The organism is Saccharothrix ecbatanensis (genome assembly GCF_014205015.1).
Lineage (GTDB): Bacteria > Actinomycetota > Actinomycetes > Mycobacteriales > Pseudonocardiaceae > Actinosynnema > Actinosynnema ecbatanense.
Genome location: NZ_JACHMO010000001.1, coordinates 3797015 through 3817742 on the forward strand (window position 1 = coordinate 3797015; position 20728 = coordinate 3817742).

General features: G+C 67.1%; 11 protein-coding genes. 8 read left to right on the forward strand and 3 right to left on the reverse strand.

The annotated features are described in order from the left end of the window. Positions 1–230: 230 nt before the first annotated feature. Positions 231–1250: a LacI family DNA-binding transcriptional regulator gene (locus F4560_RS15930; RefSeq protein ID WP_184920840.1), complete on the reverse strand. Its 1020-nt coding sequence runs from the start codon at positions 1248–1250 to the stop codon at positions 231–233. 155 nt (positions 1251–1405) lie between these two features. Here F4560_RS15930 and F4560_RS15935 point away from each other — a divergent pair, with 155 nt between their 5' ends. The 6 genes from F4560_RS15935 (at position 1406) to F4560_RS15960 (ending at position 11199) form a co-directional block, all read left to right on the forward strand. After that, on the forward strand, positions 1406–2644 hold the full coding sequence (locus F4560_RS15935; protein WP_184920842.1) for a sugar ABC transporter substrate-binding protein: 1239 nt from the start codon (positions 1406–1408) through the stop codon (positions 2642–2644). A gap of 115 nt (positions 2645–2759) precedes the next feature. Next, positions 2760–3641 (forward strand): carbohydrate ABC transporter permease, encoded by an 882-nt coding sequence (locus tag F4560_RS15940; RefSeq protein WP_184920844.1) that lies wholly within the window; start codon positions 2760–2762, stop codon positions 3639–3641. Next, a complete protein-coding gene (locus tag F4560_RS15945; protein ID WP_184920846.1) occupies positions 3638–4453 on the forward strand; it encodes a carbohydrate ABC transporter permease in 816 nt (271 codons plus the stop codon). Before F4560_RS15940 ends, F4560_RS15945 begins: the two co-directional genes overlap by 4 nt. Positions 4454–4605: 152 nt before the next feature. Next, complete coding sequence (locus F4560_RS15950) at positions 4606–6243, forward strand: amylo-alpha-1,6-glucosidase (RefSeq protein WP_312869317.1); 1638 nt, start codon at positions 4606–4608, stop codon at positions 6241–6243. A 131-nt stretch (positions 6244–6374) separates the two neighbouring features. Continuing rightward, positions 6375–8375: a GH39 family glycosyl hydrolase gene (locus F4560_RS15955; RefSeq protein ID WP_184920848.1), complete on the forward strand. Its 2001-nt coding sequence runs from the start codon at positions 6375–6377 to the stop codon at positions 8373–8375. Positions 8376–8559: 184 nt separating this feature from the next. Continuing rightward, positions 8560–11199: a carbohydrate-binding protein gene (locus F4560_RS15960; RefSeq protein ID WP_184920850.1), complete on the forward strand. Its 2640-nt coding sequence runs from the start codon at positions 8560–8562 to the stop codon at positions 11197–11199. 116 nt (positions 11200–11315) lie between these two features. Here the strand turns inward: F4560_RS15960 and F4560_RS15965 are convergent, their stop codons facing one another. Both F4560_RS15965 and F4560_RS15970 read right to left on the reverse strand, forming a co-directional pair. Next, positions 11316–13244, reverse strand: a complete 1929-nt coding sequence (locus F4560_RS15965) for an alpha-L-fucosidase (RefSeq protein WP_184920853.1) — start codon at positions 13242–13244, stop codon at positions 11316–11318. A 172-nt stretch (positions 13245–13416) separates the two neighbouring features. After that, positions 13417–16248, reverse strand: coding sequence for an AbfB domain-containing protein (locus F4560_RS15970; protein ID WP_184920855.1), 2832 nt, complete (start codon positions 16246–16248; stop codon positions 13417–13419). Positions 16249–16863: 615 nt separating this feature from the next. Here F4560_RS15970 and F4560_RS15975 point away from each other — a divergent pair. Both F4560_RS15975 and F4560_RS15980 read left to right on the forward strand, forming a co-directional pair. After that, positions 16864–19134 (forward strand): beta-L-arabinofuranosidase domain-containing protein, encoded by a 2271-nt coding sequence (locus F4560_RS15975; protein ID WP_312869318.1) that lies wholly within the window; start codon positions 16864–16866, stop codon positions 19132–19134. 51 nt (positions 19135–19185) lie between these two features. Continuing rightward, the gene (locus tag F4560_RS15980; protein ID WP_221483516.1) at positions 19186–20691 is read left to right on the forward strand and encodes a family 43 glycosylhydrolase; all 1506 of its coding nucleotides are present in this window, start codon (positions 19186–19188) and stop codon (positions 20689–20691) included. Positions 20692–20728 lie beyond the last annotated feature (37 nt).

Below are 20728 nucleotides of genomic sequence, written 5' to 3' on the forward strand. Positions count from 1 at the left end.
TCGAGGCCCGGTAGCGCCTGAAGCGGGGACGGGTCTTTCGTCGGCAGGAACGAGAAGCTCCAACGACTACTCGCACCGGCCGAAAGACCCGTCCTCCACCGACCGGATCCGGTGACCTGCGGTTCAGGCTGAACCGCAGGTCGCGACGGCGCGGTTCGACCTCACTACTCCACCATCGAGGTCTGGACCATGGGCTCAGAACGCGACGCCCTGCGAGCACCTGGCAATCGCTACTGCTTGCTTCCAGCGGTCGATGCCCGGGGAACGAGGCGCGGCGCGACACGGGTGATTCCCGATGGCGGTTCGCCTGCGATCGCGGCGGCGAGCCCCAGGGCTGCGAGGCGGCCCACCTCTTCGAGGTTCATGTCGATCGTGGTGATGGGCGGGCGGGAGTGGGAGCTGTAGAGCTCCCAGTTGTCGAAGCCGACCACAGCCACGTCGTGGGGCACTTCGCGTCCGTAGTCACGCAACACGTCCACGACACCGCGGGCAATCTGGTCGTTCGCGCAGAAGACGGCATCGAACTCGTCCCGTCCCTGCAGGAGCGATTCCGCTCCGTAGCGTCCCCACTCCTCGCTCCAGTCGCCGTAGGCGTTTGCCGGCCCGACGATCTCGAGCCCGTGGCGCCGGGCGGCACGCACAGCGCCTTCCAACCGTTCCTTGGCCGCGTTGTAGGTGGGGTCACCGGTGAGCACCGCGATCGACCGACGGCCGCCCTCGACCAGGTGGTCGATGGCGAGTCGCGCTCCCTCGTAATTGTCCGAGAGGTAGGACGCGTCTGCTGTGGAGGTCGAGGGGGCGAAGGCGTAGGTGGCTCCCACAGGCAGCAGTTCGGCGAGTGAGGGGCGCGCGTCATCACTGTGCCCGACGACGATGATGCCGTCCACCTTCCGTCCGAGCAGCGTTGCGATCTGATGCCGTTCGCGGATGGGGTCCCGCCGTGCGTCGGTGAGGATTATCGACGTCGACTCGACTCCGAGCGTGTTCTCCACGCCCGAGAGGATCGGCAGCACGAACCGGTTCGCCAGGTCGGCTGTCAGGAGTCCGATCACGCCGGTGGTGGCGGAGTTGAGCGCCTTGGCGAAGTGGTTGGGGACGAAGCCCAGGGTCCGCGCCGCCTCCTCGACGCGCCGGCGCGTCGCTGCGCTCACCACGGTCTTGCCGTTCAACGCCTTCGACGCAGTAGCCAAGGACACGCCCGCGGTCTGCGCGACGGTCGCCAGCGTGACCGCTTTCGCCTTACCAGCCATACGTCCCCCTGAGACTTCTGCGCGAGGGTGTCCCACTCGCACGTGACACGCCAACACCGTTGACCTCGTTCGGACACGATGCTAGCGTCCGCTGAAACTAGTTTCAAGGTTTTCAGCCACAGCGTGCCTGACGACCGGGAGAGGCAGACCATCACATGAGAACAACGAAGTTCCTCCGCATCGCCGCGGTCGCCGCGGCGACCTCGATCCTCGCCGCGATGACCGCCTGCTCATCCTCCGGCGGCGACGATTCCTCCTACACGCTGTGGGACCCGTACCCGCAGTTCGACAACAACTCGGACTGGGCCAAGCGGATCAGCAAGTGTGCCGATGCGGCCGGGGTGACCCTCAAGCGCACGGGCTACGACTCCCAGACGCTCACCAACCAGGCCCTCCTCAGCGCGCAGGAGGGTTCCCTGCCTGACGTCATCCTGTACGACAACCCCGGTGTGTCGACCCTCGCGTCCACGGGGGCCCTGGTCACGATGGAGGAGGTCGGGCTCGACACCGGCGATGTCGACAAGAACCTCCTGGCACCGGGAGTGGTCGACGGCAAGACGTACGGCATTCCCGTCGGTGCGAACACCCTCGCCCTCTACTACAACAAGGAGATCCTCGACAAGGCGGGTGTGGACCCGGCGCGCATCACCGACTGGGCCTCACTTACCAAAGCCTTGGAAGCGGTCAAGGCCGCGGGGCACAAGGGAATCACCTTCGCGGGCTTCGCCAGCGAGGAGGGCACGTTCCAGTTCGAACCGTTCTTCTGGGGAGCCGGGGCGAACCTGTCGCGGCTGGACTCCCCCGAGGCCGTCGAGGCGCTCTCGTTGTGGAAGGACTGGCTCGACCGCGGACTGGCGCCGAGCTCGGTGATCTCGAACTCCCAGACGACCAGCTGGGACGAGTTCTCGACCGGCGAGGTCGGCTTCAGCGTCAACGGCACCTGGCAGGCGATCAGCGGTACCGAACAAGGGTTCGAGACCGGGTTCACGACCATCCCGGCCAAGGACGGCGGAGTGGCGCCTTCACCGACCGGTGGCGAGTTCATGCTCATGCCGGTCAAGTCGGACACCGCACGCTACGGCGCCTCCAAGAAGATCGTCGAGTGCATGAGCACGCCGGAGGGGCAGGTCGAGACCGCCATCACGCACTCGTACTACATCCCCGCCACCAAGGCCGCGCAGGAAGCCCTGCTCGAGAAGCACCCTGAGCTGAAGGTGTGGGTGGAGGCCGTTCGCTCAGCGCGCGGTCGCACGAGCGAACTCGGAGCGGACTACCCGAAGGTCTCCGAGCAGGTCTGGACCGCGGTCCAGAACGCGTTGAGCGGAGCCATGACGCCCGAGGAAGCCCTCAGGGACGCACAGAAGGCCGCGCAGGACGCCATCGGCACGAACTGAGGCACGAGCGAGACGAGGAGTGGTTCCGGTGTCGACGACGACTACCCGACGCTACGAATCAGACAGCAAGGAAGAGGATGTCGAGGGAGTCGGGACCGTCGGCCGTCGGCGTCGCTTGACCACCGAGAGATGGGCCGCGATCGGATTTCTCGCGCCGCTCATCGCCTACCTGGTCGCCTTCTACATCTTCCCGCTCTACCGCAACATCGAACTGAGCCTCCACGACTACACGCCGGTGGCATTCGTCACGGGCAACGCCCGGTTCGTGGGGTTCGACAACTTCATCGACATGTTCACGAGCAGGACATTCAGCACCGCCCTGCGCAACACCGTCCTGTTCACGTTGATATCTATCGCGTTCCAGTTCACGATCGGCCTCGGCCTTGCCGTCTACTTCCGCAAGGTGTTCCCGCTGTCCCGCCTGCTGCGCGCCCTGTTCCTGGTGCCCTGGCTCCTCCCGCTGATCGTCTCGGGATCGACGTGGGCGTGGCTGCTCAACAGCGAGAGCGGCATCGTCAACGCCGCCCTGCGAATGTTGGGGATGGACCCCGTCAACTGGCTGGTCTCGCCGGACACGGCATTGACTTCCGTGATCATCGCCAACATCTGGCTGGGAATTCCGTTCAACCTGGTCGTGCTCTACTCCGGGTTGCAGAACATTCCAGGTGACGTCTACGAGGCGGCGCTGGTCGACGGCGCCAGTGCCTGGCGCACCTTCTGGAGTGTGACCCTTCCACTCCTCAAGCCCGTCGCCGCGATCACGTTGCTCCTCGGTTTCGTCTACACGCTCAAAGTCGTGGACATCATCTGGATCATGACGGCCGGCGGGCCCGGCGATTCCTCGACCACCTTCGCCACCTGGTCGTACCGCGAGGCGTTCGGGACCGGGAACCCCGAATTCAGTCCCGCGGCGGCCGTCGGGAACGTGCTCATCCTCATCGCGCTCACCATGGGCGCGATCTACCTCCGCACTCAACGCCGCATGGACGCGTCATGACCACACGCCGCTGGATCAAGACACTACCGGCACTGTGCTTCACCGCAGTGATGTTGTTCCCGGTCTACTGGATGATCAACGTGTCGTTCACGAAGTCCAGCGACCTGCGCAAGAGCAACCCTCATCTTTTCCCGGTCGATCCGACGCTCGAGGGATACACCGCCGTCCTCTCACAGCAGTTGCCGAGTCTCGGCACAAGTCTGCTCATCGGCCTCGGCACGGTAGCGGTCACCCTCGTCATCGCCGCTCCCGCAGGATTCGCGCTGGCGAAGCTGCACATGAGGGGACGCGGCGCGCTCAACTTCGCACTGCTCGCCGCGCAGATGATTCCGGGCGTCGTCATGGCCATGGGCTTCTACGCGATCTACTTGCGCATGGGCCTGCTGAACAGCATCCCCGGAGTCATCATCGCCGACTCGACCATCGCGGTGCCGTTCGGCGTGCTCTTGTTCACCGCGTTCATGTCCGGACTGCCCAACGAGTTGATCCAGGCCGCGAAGATCGACGGGGCGGGCACCTGGAGAACCTTCCGCTCGATCGTGCTCCCGCTCAGCCGGAACTCGATGGTGACGGTGTCGCTGTTTTCCTTCCTGTGGGCGTGGTCGGACTTCATCTTCGCATCCACACTCGCCCGCGGCGCCGAGTACGTGCCGGTGACGATCGGAATCTACAAGTACATGGGGAACAACACTTCCCAATGGAACGCGATCATGGCGACGGCCGTCATCGCCTCGATTCCCGCCGCCATCCTGCTTGTCATCGCCCAACGATACGTGGCCGCCGGCGTGACAGCCGGCGCAATCAAGGACTAGTAGATCACGAGACCGTCGGTCCGCTACCCAGAAGGACACCTCCGTTGACCGTTACCGCACCGTCCGCCATCGACCCTGCGCTGAATTCCGTCACCTACGACGTCGCCGACATGCCATTCAGCATCAGGGGGTCCTGGCTCAACCTTTCACCGGTGACCGGAATCCACGTCACCAAGCCGGACGTGCACGTCGTCACCCACACCAGCGGGATGCACGGTGTCCTGGCGGTCGTCCCCACCCTGCGGGGCGAGCGCATCGAGACATCGGTATCCGGTAGCAGCTCGATGCTCACCTGGTCGCACGACGAGGGTTGTATCGAAGCGACCTTCGAGTCCCAGGACACCATCCGCCTACGTGGCCGCGGCCTCGGTGTGCGCATCGAGGACGGCGCCGCCGGACTCACCTCGTTCACGGGTGCGTACCTCTTTCGTCAGCCCGCCGACGGCGCCGCGGTCTTCACCTCGTACGAGTCCGGTCGCCGCTACCGCGTCACCACGATCTCCGGCTCCGCGAACGTGACGGGGGCCGAGGGCCTCGGCACCGCGGACCGGTGGGTCGAGTTCCACGAAGCCGACGAATGGGAAGTGGCGATCGAGGAGATCAAGACCGGGCGCAGGCTCTACGAGCCCCCGTGCACGTTCGACGAGTGCGCCCACCGGGTCGAGAGCGAGTTCGTGCGCTATCTCGAAGACATCGCGCCATGGCGCACCGGTGAATTTCCGGGTGTCGCCCGGGCCGCCTACGTCATGTGGTCGGCCACGGTCGCGCCGGCCGGGGAGCTCCGCCGTGAGTCGATGCTCATGAGCAAGCACTGGATGGACCACGTGTGGAGCTGGGACCACTGCTTCAACGCCATCGCACTCCTCCCCGCCGGAAACCAGCCCGCACTCGAGCAGTTCATGCTCCCGTTCGACTTCCAGGACGAGGTCGGCGCGCTTCCCGACTCGGTCGCGCACAGCGTGCTCCTCTACAACTACGTCAAACCCCCGATTCACGGCTGGTGCCTGAGCCGGCTCCGCGACCTTTCCGCATCCCCTATCCCACGCGACGAGTTGCTGAGCATCTACGACGGCCTGTCCCGCTGGACCAGGTTCTGGCTCGACCACCGGCGGGCACCGGGTCGCGCCGTCCCGTACTACGAGCACGGCAACGACAGCGGCTGGGACAACTCCACGATCTTCGACCTGGACCGCGTCATCGAGGCACCTGACCTCGCCGCCTTCCTGATCGTGCAACTCGACGTGCTCGCGCAGTGCGCCTCCGAGCTCGGCTTCGAGGACATCTGGAGCGCCGAGCGAGACCGCATGCTCGCAGCGGTCATCGAGGACCACTGGACCGGCGACGCCTTCGTCGCACGCTCGGCCCACTCCGGACGCACCAGCACCGCCACCAGCCTGCTGAACGTCATGCCCGTGTTCATCGCCGACCGCCTCCCGAAGGCGATCGCGGACCGCCTGGCGGCCCAGGCCGAGCAGTACCTGACCGAGTGGGGCCTGGCCACCGAACTCGTCACGAGTGAGCACTACGAGTCCGACGGCTACTGGCGCGGACCCATCTGGGCCCCCTCCACAGCCCTCATCGAAGACGGGCTGCGCCGCGCCGGGTACACCCGACTCGCGGACACCATCAACGCACGTTTCCGACGGCTGTGCGAGGCATCGGGCTTCGCCGAGAACTTCGACGCGATCACCGGCAGGGGACTCCGCGACCGCGCCTACACCTGGACAGCCAGTGTCTACCTGGCGTTCGCCGCCGACACCGTCCGTCGTGGCCAGGCAGCAACCGACTGAAGTGCGCACAGCCCAACAGGTGCACTGCCCTCGCCCGATTCGAAAGGAGGTTCTGAGACCCGAGTGGCCTGCCTACCAACCGATGGCGGCGACACAGTTCTTCCTGGCTTTCAACGCTGAGAGGACCAGAAATGATCAAGAGACTTCGTTCGGGTTCCGCGATCGTGGCGGCGGCGCTCGCAGTCACCCTGCTGCCGACACCAACTCACGCGGTAGACATCGCGGTAGAGGACACAGTGTCCGTCAACTTCGCGAACTCGCTGGGAGCGTTCACGCGCACCGGAGCCGGCATGCACTACGGACTATCCGAGGACGCCACGCTGCCGGCCGATGAGGACGTCGTACCGCTCCGCTTCAACCTCCTGCGCGGCGGTGGTGCGCAACTGCTCGGTGAGGACGGTTCCTCGAACTACGGCTGGCTGGGAGACGGGCTCACCGCCGGCCCGGGTTTCGAGCGCCGCATGAACTTCGTGGTAGCGAACGCCAATCGATTCACCAGCCCGCCCATCAACGGGCGGTACGCACTGCTGCTGAACGACCTGTGGGGCCTGGACGCGATGCAGCCCGCCGACAGCCCCCACCCCTGTGACTGGAGCGAAGCCAAGGACGAGTACGACTGCGACAACTACGTCGAGTTCCTCAACACGGTGATCGACCGCGTCGAGCAGGCAGACCTCGACATCTACTACTGGGATGTGCAGAACGAGCCGGAGAACCACCCGTTCTGGAACCGGGGTTTCGGCACCGAGCAGTACTACAAGATGTGGGACACCGCCTACAGGACGATCAAGGCGCGGATCCCTGACGCCAAGATCGGCGGCCCTTCATGGGTCCACTACCGCGAGAAACTCATCGGTTCCTTCCTCGACCACGTCAAGGCAGCGGGCACGATCCCCGAGGTGTTCGTGTGGCACGGCCTGGCCACCAGGCAGGACCCGGCCGCCGACGCCGCGCACCTGCGCGGCCAGCTCGCCGCACGTGACATCCCCGAGATGGAGTTCTCCATCAACGAGTACCTGACTGGCGGCAACCCGATGGACCGGGCCAGCGGGCAGCTCAACCCGGGCTCCACGGCCTGGTACCTCACACGGCTCAACGACGGCGGCGTCGACTCCGCGGCACGAGGTGTCTATCCGCACCCGCTGGACGACGTCGGCTACGCCAGGTCGGTCAAGCCCTCGGGCGACACCTTCTGCTGCGAGTTCCCCAACCTGTCGGGGCTCATCCCCGTCGGCAAGCCGGATGTGAAGACCGACGAGTGGTGGACCTACGCCGCCTACGGTCAGATGAGCGGCGACCGCTACGACGTCACCCACGGTTCCCGAGTCGCCGCAACCGCCACCGCCGACGCGGCCCAGAAGAAGGCCATGGTCCTGCTCGGGAGCGACGACGTCGACTTCCGCGGCGAGGTCGCCCTCGACCTGACCGGCCTCAACGCCCGGTCGGGCCTCCAGAACGGCCGGCAGGTCCACGTCGAGATCGTCCGGATTCCGTCCACCGCCGGCGAGCTCGCCTCACCCGAAACGGTCTCGCGCTCCGTCGTGAACGTGCCCTCTGACGGCAACTTGACCCTCTCGGTCCCCTGGGTTGCTCCGCGGGACGCCTACGCGGTGTACCTGACGAACCCCACAGTGGCCGACCCCGGACCCGAGCTCGGCCGGAACCTCATCGTGAACCCGGGGTTCGAAGTCGACGGCACCGCCACGCAGACACCCAGCGGCTGGTCTGAAGACCTCGACAACGACACGAGTTACACCGAGGGCAAGGTCGGCAGGGTCTCAGCCCGCTCCGGGGACTCCCGGCTCACCCAGGCCTCGAAATCGCCACATGAGATCTTCACCTACCAGACCCTGACCGTGCCGGACGGGACGTACACCGCCTCTGCCTGGGTGGTAAGCGGCGGTGGGCAGAACGCCAGTTACTTCGAGGTGAAGAACTACGGAGGCCCGACACTCAGGACCGATGTTCCCGAGACCTGGACCTGGCAGAAGATCACCATCGACGGGATCGAGGTCACCGACGGGAGGCTGACCATCGGCGTGGCCAACAACGGCAACGCGGGCAACTGGATGTCGGTCGACGACATCGATCTCAGGCGCGTGGCCGGCACGGACAGCGACGCCGGCCCGTGAGTCCCACCGGACAGGGGACCGGATCTCCACCTGCGTGGGCCCCTCCTCGCTCCCGTAAATCCGCTCGTTGGTCGAATCGGTTCGACCAACCGAGAGACCGTTGCGCTGCGACTTCCAGTAGCCGTAGCGTCTAAACCGCTCGAACCGGTTCGACTCTTGTCCCCCCACCTTCCCCGGAGTCCTCATGGTTCAACGGCGAACTCTGCCCTTGGCGCTGGCCGCTGTCCTGGCCGCGTGCGCCCTGTCCCCCAGCGCCGCCTCGGCGGCCACCGACACCCTGACCGTCGACCTCGGCGCCAGCACCGGCGCCTTCCACGGCGGTGCCGCGGGTTCCCTCTACGGCGTCTACGGCCCCGGTGTGCCCAGTGACGCCGTGCTCGCGGGCTTCTACCCCAAGACCCTGTCCACCAAGTCGCAGGACGGTCCGCAGCACCCCGGCGCGGACGCGCTGGAAGTGGTCGAGCCCTTCGTGGCCAACGGCGGCCGTGACGTCTACATCTACATGACCGACGTCTACCGGGGCTTCCCGTACCGGCGGCAGCCCGGCCAGGCCGGTCGCGACGACTACCGGGCCAAGATCGAGACTCAGGTCCGCCAGGTGATGGGGTCGCCGCACCGTGACCACATCGTCTACGTGCCGTTCAACGAGCCGGAAGGCAACTTCTACGGCACCGGCCAGTACAGCTACGACAAGGTCAGCTGGCTGCGCGACCCGCGCGCCTACTTCGAGGAGTGGGAGCAGCTCTACGACCTGATCAAGCGGCTGGATCCCGGCGCCCGCATCGCCGGACCCAACACCAGCGTGCTGTACGACCAGGTGAAGGGCTTCCTGGAGTACTGCAAGGCGAACGACTGCATGCCCGACGTGATCACCTGGCACGAGCTCTCGTCGCCGGACAAGGTGCGCAACAGTGTCGCCAAGTACCGCTCGTGGGAACGGGAGCTGGGCATCGGTCCGCTGCCCGTCAACATCAACGAGTACGCCTACCGCTACCACCTCTCGGTGCCCGGTCAGATGATCCAGTGGATCTCCGCGCTGGAAGAGTCCAAGGTGGACGGCGACCTGGCGTACTGGAACATCGACGGCAACCTCAACGACTCGGTCGCCGAGGCCAACAAGGCCAACGGCCAGTGGTGGCTGTTCAACGCCTACGGTCGGATGAGCGGCGACACGGTCCGCGTGACCCCTCCGAACCCCGGGCGGCAGTACACCCTTCAGGGGGTGTCCACGCTTGACCGCAGCAAGAGGCAGTCGCGGACCATCATCGGCGGCGCGGACGGCTCCGCCGACGTGCGCTTCACCAACGTCGACCGCGGTCTGTTCGGCGACCGGGTGCACGTCACCGTGGAGGAGATCCCGTGGACGGGGCAGCTCGGCGACTCCCCCGCGCCGCGGCGGCTGCTCGAGACCGTGCGCACCGTGGCCGGCGACGGCAGCCTGGTCCTGCCGTTCACCGACCTGAAGGAGATGTCGGCATACCAGGTGATCATCAGCCCGGCCGGCCGCGGCACGACCGCCGGGGCGAGCACGCGGTGGCAGAAGACCTACGAGGCCGAGGACGCCGCCCACACCGGCACCGGCTGGAGCCGCAACGGCCCCGAGGGCAGTCCGCGCAACGTCGGCAAGTTCGCCACCTCGAACCTCTACAACGTCGGCGGTCTGCGCACCGGCTCCGACGTCGTGCTCTCGTTCGACGTGGACGTCCCGCAAGCAGGCGCCTACGACCTAAGCGTGTTCGCCAGCAGCCACAACAAGTACGCCAGTGTCGTGCCACAGGGACCGACCAACGTGTTCCTCCGCGTGGACGGCCAACAGCCCCGGGAACTGCGGTTGCCGACGTCGTACGGATGGGTGGTGTGGGAGCACACCGACACCCGCGTGCAGCTGAGTGCGGGCAAGCACACCATCACCCTGGCCGCGTCCGACCCCGAACTCGGCTCGACCCGCGGTGACGCGATCATCGACAAGATCGACCTCACCCTGGTCGACCCCATCACGGACGGCCGTACGGCCTACGAGGCCGAGTACGCCGACCTGCGCGGCGCCCAGACGCGCTACGGCGTCGAGCACGCGTCCGGTCCCGGGCTCGCCGTGATCCCCCAGGGCGGTTCGGCCACGTTCTGGGTGCACGCCGACCACGACGGCCACGCGACGGTGAACTTCGACCACCGCGGCGGCGGCCAGGCGAGCGTGCGGCTCAACGGGCACACCGTCGACGGACTCACCGTCGGCACCGCCGCCGGCACCGACACCACGCAACTGTTCCTCTCCGCCGGCATCAACCAGCTCACCGTCACCGGCGCCGCAGGCAACGTGCGCCTCGACCGCGTCCGCACCGGACCGGCCACCGCGACGGCACGGGTGAAGGTGGAGGCGGAAACCGGCCGCGTCACCGGTGAGGCGGAGTTCAGCGGCGATTTCTCGCTCGCCTCCGGACAGGTCGCGACGAACGTCGGCGACGGCCCGGCGAACGCGCTGACCCTCGACGTCCAGGCCGAGCGGACCGGCCGGCACGTGCTCGTGATCCGCTACGCCAACGCCCAGGAGTCCATCCCCACCCACTACAACCCCGACCCGGTCACGCGGCACGCGGACATCTCGGTCAACGGTCACGTGCAGCGGGTCCACTTCCCGAACACCTTCCACTTCAACCAGTTCCGCGACCTCGCCGTGCCGGTCGACCTGGTGGCCGGGACCAACACGATCACGTTCACATCGCAGGAACTGCCGAACTGGGACGGCACCACGTACAACCAGTTCGAACAGCGCTCGAAGTACACGCCGAACATCGACTACCTGACCGTCGCTCCCCTGATCGGCTGATTCCCACACGGCCGGACACTGACGCTGGGTGGCGCGAACACGCCACCCAGCGTCAATCCAGGTGCTGGAGCCGTCGGACTCACCCGGCGCGCGAGGTGTCGGGCTGCTCGACCTGTTCAGGAGCGGACCAGCCGCCACTGCTGGTGACTGGCGCCAGTGTGGTCCCACTGCTCGAGGATCTTGCCGTCCTCTGTGGATGCGTCGGGAACCTGCAGCACCCTCTGACTGAACCGGTTGGTGAGGAGGAAGTGGTCGCCACCGACTGGCGTGACCGCCCAGTGCTGCTGGTGGACGTTCGCGTCACGCCAGATGTTCATGGTCCCGCCGTTGGCCCGGGACAGGCCACCGACCTCGAGCAGCTTGCCGCTGTGCTCGTCACGAATCTTGAAGTACCCGTCGCCGGTGGAGATGAAGGTCCACTTCTGGTTGGCCTGGTTCAACCACGACCATTGGTGCACCGGCGTGTTGTCAGCCGTGCCGACGCGCTGTACGTCGAGAACCTTGCCACTGGCAGCGGACTGGATGCGGTAGACCGTCTTCGCGGCCGGGAAGCGCGAGACCAGTTGAGGGCGGGCGCTCCGGCCGCCGATGTGCAGTCCGTTGATGTTGGCGTAGCCGCCGGTGGCCTCCGTGACGTGGACGCGCACGAAGCCGACGTCCCGGTTGCCCCACTCGGCGAGCTTGAGCCGCTGGTCCGCGGCCCACCTCACGGTGGCCACCGTCGTGAAATCGATGCCGTCGGTGCTGGTGGAAATGGTGGCCGCGGTGATGTCGCCGTCGGTGGAGTTGCTACGCCTCCACTGCTTCGGCAGGTATTCCAGTGTGGAGACGTTGCTCCACACTCCGCCGAGGTCGATCGTGATCGTTTGCGACAGGGCGCGGTTCTCGCCCCAGGTCGACCAGCAGGTCTCGAAGCGGACGTCACTGCGGTTGTCGATCGCGTGGTACGCGAACTCGCCGGGGTTGTAGGACGACGCGTACGCGGCCACCGCGTTCACCGGCCACTCGACCCGCAGCGGCTGAGCCGGCAACGGCGGACGCGAGCTGTTCGGGCTCCAGGCCGCGCCGACCTCCGCCAGCCGGTTGACGATGTTGGTGTCGAGCTTGCCGTCCCGGTTGGGCGGGCAGTTCAACAAGTACGACGTGTACTTGGGTTCCAGGTCCTTGAGGTCGGCGAGGATGCCGTCAAGGCTGCGCGGCGCGGTCGTCGGCGTGCTCGGGTGCCAGAACCAGCCGTTGCTGATCGTCTCGCCCTGGATACCCGCGTACGTGTTGCCCGCCGGCGACCGGACGCCCAGCGGCGCCTCGAAGTAGATCGCGTCGCCCAGCCAGGGCTGCGACAGTCCGCCGTGATCGACCATCACGCAGTCCGGCTGTAGCGACTTCACGAGATTGCGGACCTCCTGGTAGGAGATCTGCTGCTGGCCCATCTGCCAGGCGTAGCCGTCGGTGACGAACACGTCGATCGTGCCGTAGTTGGTCAACAGCTCCCGGATCTGGCCGAGCACCACGGTCATGTCGCCCGGCTCGATGGACTTGGTCGAGTCGCCGACGTGACCGCCGTACGCCTCGATCGTGTGCGTGCGGTCCCAGATCGAGTAGTACAACCCCACCCTCAGGCCCTGCGCGCGGAAGGCGTCGACGTACTGGCTCACGACGTCCCGCCGATAGCCCGAGTAGGCCACGTTCTGGGTGCCGAACGCCGTGGGCCACAACGAGAAGCCGTCGTGGTGCTTGGTGGTGAGCACGCCGTAGCTCATCTTCGCGGCGGCGGCCGCTGCCGCCCATTGCGCACAGTCCACGGAGGGTGGTGCGAACTTCGCCGGGCTCTGGCCGCCCGCCGCCCACTCCTCGTCGGTGAAGGTGCCCAGGTTGAAGTGGTTGAACATGCCGAACCGGAGGTCGACCAGGTTCGACAGGTCGGTCTGGCCGTCCGCCGCGAAAGCCAGCGGCGAACGCCCCACAAGACCCGATGCCGCCACGGCGGCCGCCGCGAGACCGGTGGCCGCCAGGAATCCCCGGCGAGATACTGGTGATGTCGTCATTGACGCTCCCGGTTCCGACGCCACGACGGTGCGACGTCGTTCACTCGATGCAGCGATATCGCTGTTCATCGTGGCTGACTGCGAACCCGATGACCTGGCCGAAGCGCCGACGGGTGACGGGCCGAAGGTGCCATGGTGGTCGCGGGTGCGACCACCACGGCGGGTGGAGTGGTTACGGCGCCCACGGGTCAGAGATGTTCCAACTGCTGTCGGCGCTGAAGGCTTGCGGCCGGTTGGTCCCGGAGCCGCTGCCCGAGGCGATGTACACCTGCGAGGCGTAGTGGCGGAGGTAGGAGCCGGGGGTGTTGATGGACTCGAACGTGACGCCGGTGCCGCCGATGCCCGGTCGGGTGCAGAAGGTGGCGTCGGCGCGGAACGCGGCCGTGTCGTCGTCGGGCGAGTTGCGTACCCGGTCGTCGGCGTGGCGGAGGTATTGGCCGGGGAAGTTGACTGATTCGAAGGAATAGCAGGAGGAGTCGGTCAGGCCGCGCCTGACGGTGTAGGTGGCGTCGGCCTTGAGCGTGGCGCCGCTGTCGGCGTTGACGACCGCGGTGTAGGCGAGGCTGTCGGAGTGACGCAGGTAGCGGTCGGTGTAGCCCCACGTCGTCACCCGCAACGACCGGCGCACGTCCGTGGGCAGCAGCACCGAGCTGCGCCACAGCGCCGGAGCGCTCGTGTCCCACGTGGTGTCCGCGGCGAAGCCGGTCGCGGTGTCCCAGGCGTTCGTGCCACCGCTGCGGGCCAGGTACACGTTCTCGGCGTAGTGCCGCAGGTACATGCCCGGGAAGTTCAGCGACTCGAACGAGGTGCCGCCGGCCGCCAGACCGGGCTTGGCGCACCAGGTGGCGTCCGCGCGGAACGAGCCGCCGTTGTCACCGTCCAGACGCACGCGGAAGTTGGCGTGCCTCAGGAAGCGGCCCGGGACGTTGACCGACTCGAACGAGTAGCAGCGCGGGTCGGCCAAGCCCGCCACGGTCTTGTAGGACGCGTCCTGGCGGGCACCATCTGCGCTCGCGGCGGAGATCACGTCCGTGCGGGCCGAGAAGTTGGAGTGGCGCAGGTAGCGGTCGGTGTAGCCGGAGGTGGTCACGCGGAGCGAGCGGACGTGGCCGGGGGTCAGCTTCACGGGTGAGTTGAGGTTGCGTGAGGTGTTGATGAGGTCGGTGTGTGCGGCGCGTAGCTGCGCAGCGTCGACTTTCTGTACGCGGCGGTCGTAGGTGAGCAGGCCGTTGTACTCGCCTTCGAGGTCGGTGATCTCGGTGTAGACGTAGGCGGAGACGCCCTTGGTGGTCATCAGGTGTTTCACGTCGCGGACCATGCCGGTGTAGCGGTCGTTGAGCTGGGCGTTGCTGTGGACCTGTTCGTAGGCGAAGAACTTCCCGTCGGGGCTGTACTCGTGGTCGGGGGTGCGCAGGCCGACGCCGCCGAACTCGCCGAGCACGGAGAAGCGGGTGTCCGAGGGGCGTGGTGCGTCGGGTCCGGTGTAGACGTGCCAGTCGATCATGTCGCCGGTGCCGGGGTCGCCCTTGGAGGCGCAGCAGTTGTAGCCGCTGTGCGCGTTCATCAACCGGGTCGGGTCGTAGTCTTCCAGTTCGGTGGTGAGGGTCTTGGTGTCGGCGAGGTTCCACTCGCCCCAGCCCTCGTTGAACGGCACGTAGGCCACCACGGCGGGGGAGAAGCGGTGCTCGTCGACGATCTCGCGGGCCTCGGTCTCGAACTGGGCGATCTGCGCCTGGGTGCGGTTGTCGTCGAACGCGGGTGTGGACGGGACGTCCTGCCACACCAGCAGGCCGAGCCGGTCGGCGTGGTAGTACCAGCGGGCGGGTTCGACCTTGATGTGCTTGCGGACCATGTTGAAGCCCAGGTCCTTGTGCTTCTGCAGGTCGAACGCCAGGGCCGCGTCGGTCGGGGCGGTGTAGAGGCCGTCGGGCCAGAAGCCCTGGTCCAGGGTGCCGACGTGGAACACGAACTCGCCGTTGAGGGTCGGGCGCAGGACGCCGTCGACCACCTTCTTGCCGACCTCGCGCATGCCGAAGTAGTTCACGACCTGGTCGACGGTGCCGCCGGAGGCGTTGCGCAGCGAGACGCGCAGGTTGTACAAGTACGGGTCGTCGGGTGACCAGCGGCGGGCGTTGGGTACCGGGACGGAGAACTCGGTGAACCCGCCGGTGGCGCCGCCCACGACGGTCGTGCCGGTCATCGCCTCGGCCAGCACGGTGTGGTCCTTGACGTCCCCGCGGGTGAAGACCCGCACCCGGGCGGTGTTGTCGGCCAGGTTCGGGCGGATGTCGACCGAGTACACCGACGACGTCGGGGTCGGTTCCAGCCACACCGTCTGCCAGATCCCCGACGACGGGGTGTAGAAGATGCCGCTGGGGTTGTTCACCTGCTTGCCGACCGGCTGCTTCTCGCCGCGGCCGTTGGTCGGGTCGTAGACGCGCACCACGATCTCGTTCGTGCCGCCGTTGAGCTGCGCGGTGACGTCGACCTCGAACCGGTCGTAACCACCCTTGTGCGTGGTGACCTGCGTGCCGTTCACCCACACCGTGGCCTCGTAGTCCACCGCGCCGAAGTGCAACTGCACCCGCCGGCCGGACCAGGACTGCGGGACGGTGAACGTGCGCCGGTAGAACATCAGGTCGCGGTTGTCGTTGCGCATGATGCCCGACAGCGCCGACTCGATCGGGTAGGGCACCAGCACGCGTTCGGGCAGCGTCTGCCCGAGCGGCGGCGAGGCGTTGCGGTCGACGTTGCCCGCGTCGTCGGTCGCGGGGTTGAGGAACTCCCACTCGCCGTTGAGCGACTGCCAGTCCGAGCGGGTCATCTGCGGACGCGGGTACTCGGGCAGGGGATTGGTCGTGGACACCTGGTCGGTCCACGGCGTGGACAGCGGCGGTGTCTTGGACACGATGGCGGCGGACGCGATCGGTGTGGCGACGGGCACGGCGACGAGGCCGGCGGCCAGTGCCAGCACGGCCGCCGCCGAGGCGACGAGGCTGCGCATGGAACTCCTTCGAGGTTCTGAGGGTGACAGATGTTCAGCGGGCGGGCAGCGGTCACCGACCACCGACGCCACGTGACCGCCCCACCTCCGGCCGCCGGCGACTTCGTGAGCGCGAGGAGCGATCACGGTTGGGGCTCCGCGCTGGACAGGACGCGGTGGAGTGCCGAGTGGCTACTTCTGATGAACGGCAACAGGACCGGTCGACTTGCCGCAGTGCGCACTCTGAGCGAACGCGGCTTCCGGGAGTGTGCCTCTTCACCTGGTGTTGTTCAAGGACGGGACGCGTCGGCGAACAGCGAACACCGAGCGGCGACGTCGAGCGGTGCCGTCGACGTCGACGTGACCGCATCGCGCACGCGTACCGCGCTGATACAACGTTGTAAAGAGCCCGTTAGCGCTAATATTCCAGGAGCTGAGCGCCTCGGCGCAGCCGTGAGGAATTGCGTATACGTAACCGTAAATTCACCCCTTGAGCGAGCGCGCGTCACGTTGTTAGCGTTCACATCCTCGGGTGGCGCAGGTCACCCTCGGCGTGCACCGTCCACCAAACCTCGTCAGTGGAGCGTCCCCATGTCTCCGACTTTGAGTCGACGCACCCTCTTGCAAGCTGCCGGCGTGACCACAGTGGCATCTGCCATGCCCACCATCGGCGGACCCACCGCCCTGGCCCAGGCCGCGCCTGTCCAAAGCGAGATCGGCGTGTCGGCCCACCCCTTCGAACTCGGGCAGGTCCGCCTGACCGACAGCCGCTGGCTGGACAACCAGAACCGCACACTCACCTATCTGCGGTTCGTGGACGTGGACCGGCTGCTCTACAACGTCCGTGCCAACCACGGGTTGTCCACCAACGACGCGGCGGCGCTCGGCGGGTGGGAGGCGCCCGACTTCGAATTCCGCAGCCACAGCCTCGGGCACTTCCCCACCGCATGGGCGCAGGCGTGGGCGGTGCTGGGTGACACGGAGTGCCGCGACAAGGCCAACTACCTGGTCGCTGAGCTGGCGAAATGCCAGGCGAACAACGAGGCAGCGGGGTTCAACACCGGCTACCTGTCCGGTTTCCCCGAGTCGGACCTCGACACCGTCGAGACGGGCAAGCGCAAGGGTGTGCCGTACTACTGCCTGCACAAGACCATGGCGGGGTTGCTGGACGTGTGGCGCTACATGGGCAGCACGCAGGCACGTGACGTGCTGCTGCGGTTGGCCGGTTGGGTGGACTGGCGCACCGGCCGGTTGACCTACACCCAGATGCAGGCGACGCTGCGCACCGAGTTCGGCGGCATGAACGCGGTACTGACCGACCTCTACCAGCAGACCGACGACGACCGCTGGCTCACGGTGGCGCAGCGGTTCGACCACGCCGCCGTCTTCGACCCGCTCGCTGCTGGTGAGGACCGGCTCGACGGGCTGCACGCCAACACCCAGGTGCCCAAGTGGATCGGCGCGGCCCGCGAGTACAAGGCCACCGGTACCACCCGCTACCGCGACATCGCCACCAACGCGTGGAACATCACCGTGTCCGCGCACACCTACGTCATCGGCGGCAACAGCCAGGCCGAGCACTTCCGCCCGCCGCACGCCATCGCCGCGTACCTCAACGCGGACGCGGCCGAGGCGTGCAACACCTACAACATGCTCAAGCTGACCCGCGAGCTGTGGCAGCTCGACCCGAACCGGGCGGCCTACTTCGACTACTACGAACGGGCCTTGCTCAACCAACTCATCGGTCAGCAGAACCCCGCCTCCGCCCACGGCCACGTCTGCTACTTCACCGCGCTCAACCCGGGCGGTCGGCGCGGGCAGGTCGGGCCGTGGGCCGGCGGCGGCAGCTTCAGCACCGACTACGGCACCTTCTGGTGCTGCCAGGGCACCGGTATCGAGACCAACACCAAGCTGATGGACTCGATCTACTTCCACAACGACACCACCCTGACGGTGAACCTGTTCATGCCGTCGGTGCTGAACTGGTCGCAACGTGACATCACGGTCACCCAGACCACCACCTACCCGGCGAGCGACACCACCACCGTCACCGTCACCGGCAACGCGGCCGGCACGCGGACCATGCGCGTCCGCATCCCGGAGTGGACCAAGGGGGCGGCCGTCAGCGTCAACGGAGCCATCCAGAACATCGCCACGACCCCCGGCGCCTACGCCTCCCTCACCCCGTCCTGGGCATCCGGGGACATCGTCACCGTCCGGCTGCCCATGCGCGTGATCATGCGGGCGGCCAACGACGATCCCGGCGTCTCCGCGATCACTTACGGCCCCGTGGTGCTGTCGGGCAACTACGGCGACACCAAGTTCAACACCCTCCCCACCCTCGACGTCGCCTCGATCACCCGCACCAGCACGTCCGCACTGACCTTCACCGCGACCGCGAACGGCTCGTCGGTCGACCTCGGGCCGTTCTACAACGCCCACCACCACAACTACACGGTCTACTGGCGCGCCGCAGGTCAGGGAGCCGCGGCGACCGCCGGCCTCAAGTTGGTCAACGCCGGCAGCGGACTGGTCCTCGGTGTGCACGAGATGTCCACCGCCAACGGAGCTGCCGCCGAGCAGTGGAACGACACCGGCACCCTGGACCACAGCTGGTCGCTGGTCCCCGACGGCGCCACCGTGCGGCTGCGCAACGTCAACAGCGGCAAGGTCCTCGGCATCGAGAGAATGTCCACCGCCGACAACGCCCCGGCGCAACAGTGGTCCGACAACGGCACCAACGACCACCTCTGGCGGCTCCGCTACGGGGCGAACGGCTACTTCCGCATCCAGTGCGCCAACGGCGGCCGCGTCCTCGGCGTCAACGGCGCCTCCTCGGCGCCCGGCGCACAGGTCGTCATCTGGGACGACAACGGCACCGGCGACCACCTCTGGCGCTTCATCTAGACGCCGACTGCCCTCGCTCCCCTCCGATCGCGCTCCGATGGACGGTGACCTGTGATCCCCAGCATCGACAACACACGCGGCACACCTGGCCGGCGGCTGGCAGGGCTGCTCGCAGCCCTGTTGCTCACGATCGCGACCGCGAGCACCGTGGGAATCGCGGCGCGGGCCGAATCGGCGGCCGCTGCCGCCACGTTCACCAACCCCTTGAACAGTTCGGGTCCGGATCCGTACATGACCTACTACAAGGGTTACTACTACCTGATGACGACGCCGTGGAAGGGGCCGCTGACGATGCGCAAGGCCCCCACGATCGCCGCGCTCAAGTCGGCGGCGCCGGTCCCGGTGTTCGACGACTTCCCCGAAGATCGCTGCTGCTCGGTGTGGGCGCCGGAGTTCCACCTGGTCGACGGACCCAACGGACCACGTTGGTACATCTACTACTCCGCCGGTCCGGGCTCCGTCCAGGGCCAGCGCGTGCACGTCGCCGAAAGCGCGGGCACCGACCCCACCGGTCCGTACACGTACAAGGGCATGGTGTTCGGGACCAACGACTGGTGGGGCATCGACGGCAGCGTGCTCACCATCGACGGCAAGCTGTACTTCACCTGGTCCGGGGTGCCGACGCCGCTGTGGGCCGACAGCGATCCCCACACCTACATCGTGGCCATGAGCAACCCGTGGACCGTCACCGGCCCGCGCACCGCCATCTCCGCACCCACCTATGACTGGGAGAAGCAGGGCGCACCGATGAACGAAGGCCCGGTCGTGCTGCAACGCGACGGCAAGACGTTCATCGTCTACTCCGCCAGCGCCTGCCAGGGCCCCGACTACAAGCTGGGCATGCTCACCTACAACGGCGGCAACGTGCTCGACGCGGCGTCCTGGACCAAGAACCCGACGCCTGTGTTCCAGCGCAACGACGCCAACAGCGTCTACGGCCCCGGCCACAACGGCTTCTTCACCTCACCTGACGGCGCCGAGACCTGGATCGTCTACCACGCGAACACCTCGTCGACCCAGAGCTGCGGCGGCACCCGCACCACCCGCATCCAGAAGATCGACTGGAAGGCCGACGGCACACCGGACTTCGGCGTGCCGGTCGCGAACGGGACCGCGCTCGCCGTCCCGTCCGGTGAACCCGTGGTCACCTACCAGCAGGTCGTCAACCGCAACAGCGACAAGGTCCTCGACGTGCAGACGCCCAACACCCACGACCATGCGCGAGTCGGTCAGTGGACGTCCAACGGCAGGGCGTGGCAGCAGTGGCGGTTCGTCGACGCCGGTGACGGCTACGTCCGGATCGAAAGCCTCAACAGCGGCAAGTGCCTCGACGTGGTCAGCGGGTCCAGGGCAGACGGCGCCAACATCATCCAGTACCGGTGCACCGCCGGGGCCAACCAGCAGTTCCGCCTGGTCGCGAGCGGCAGCGACTTCACGATCAAGGCACGTCACAGCGGCAAGTGCCTCGCCATCGCCGGCTCGTCCACCGCTGACGGCGCGCTGCTGGAGCAGCGCACCTGCGGCACCGCCGACAACTTCCTCTGGTCACGGGCGTAACCAGGCCGATCTCACGTCGGCGGTCACACCGCCAATC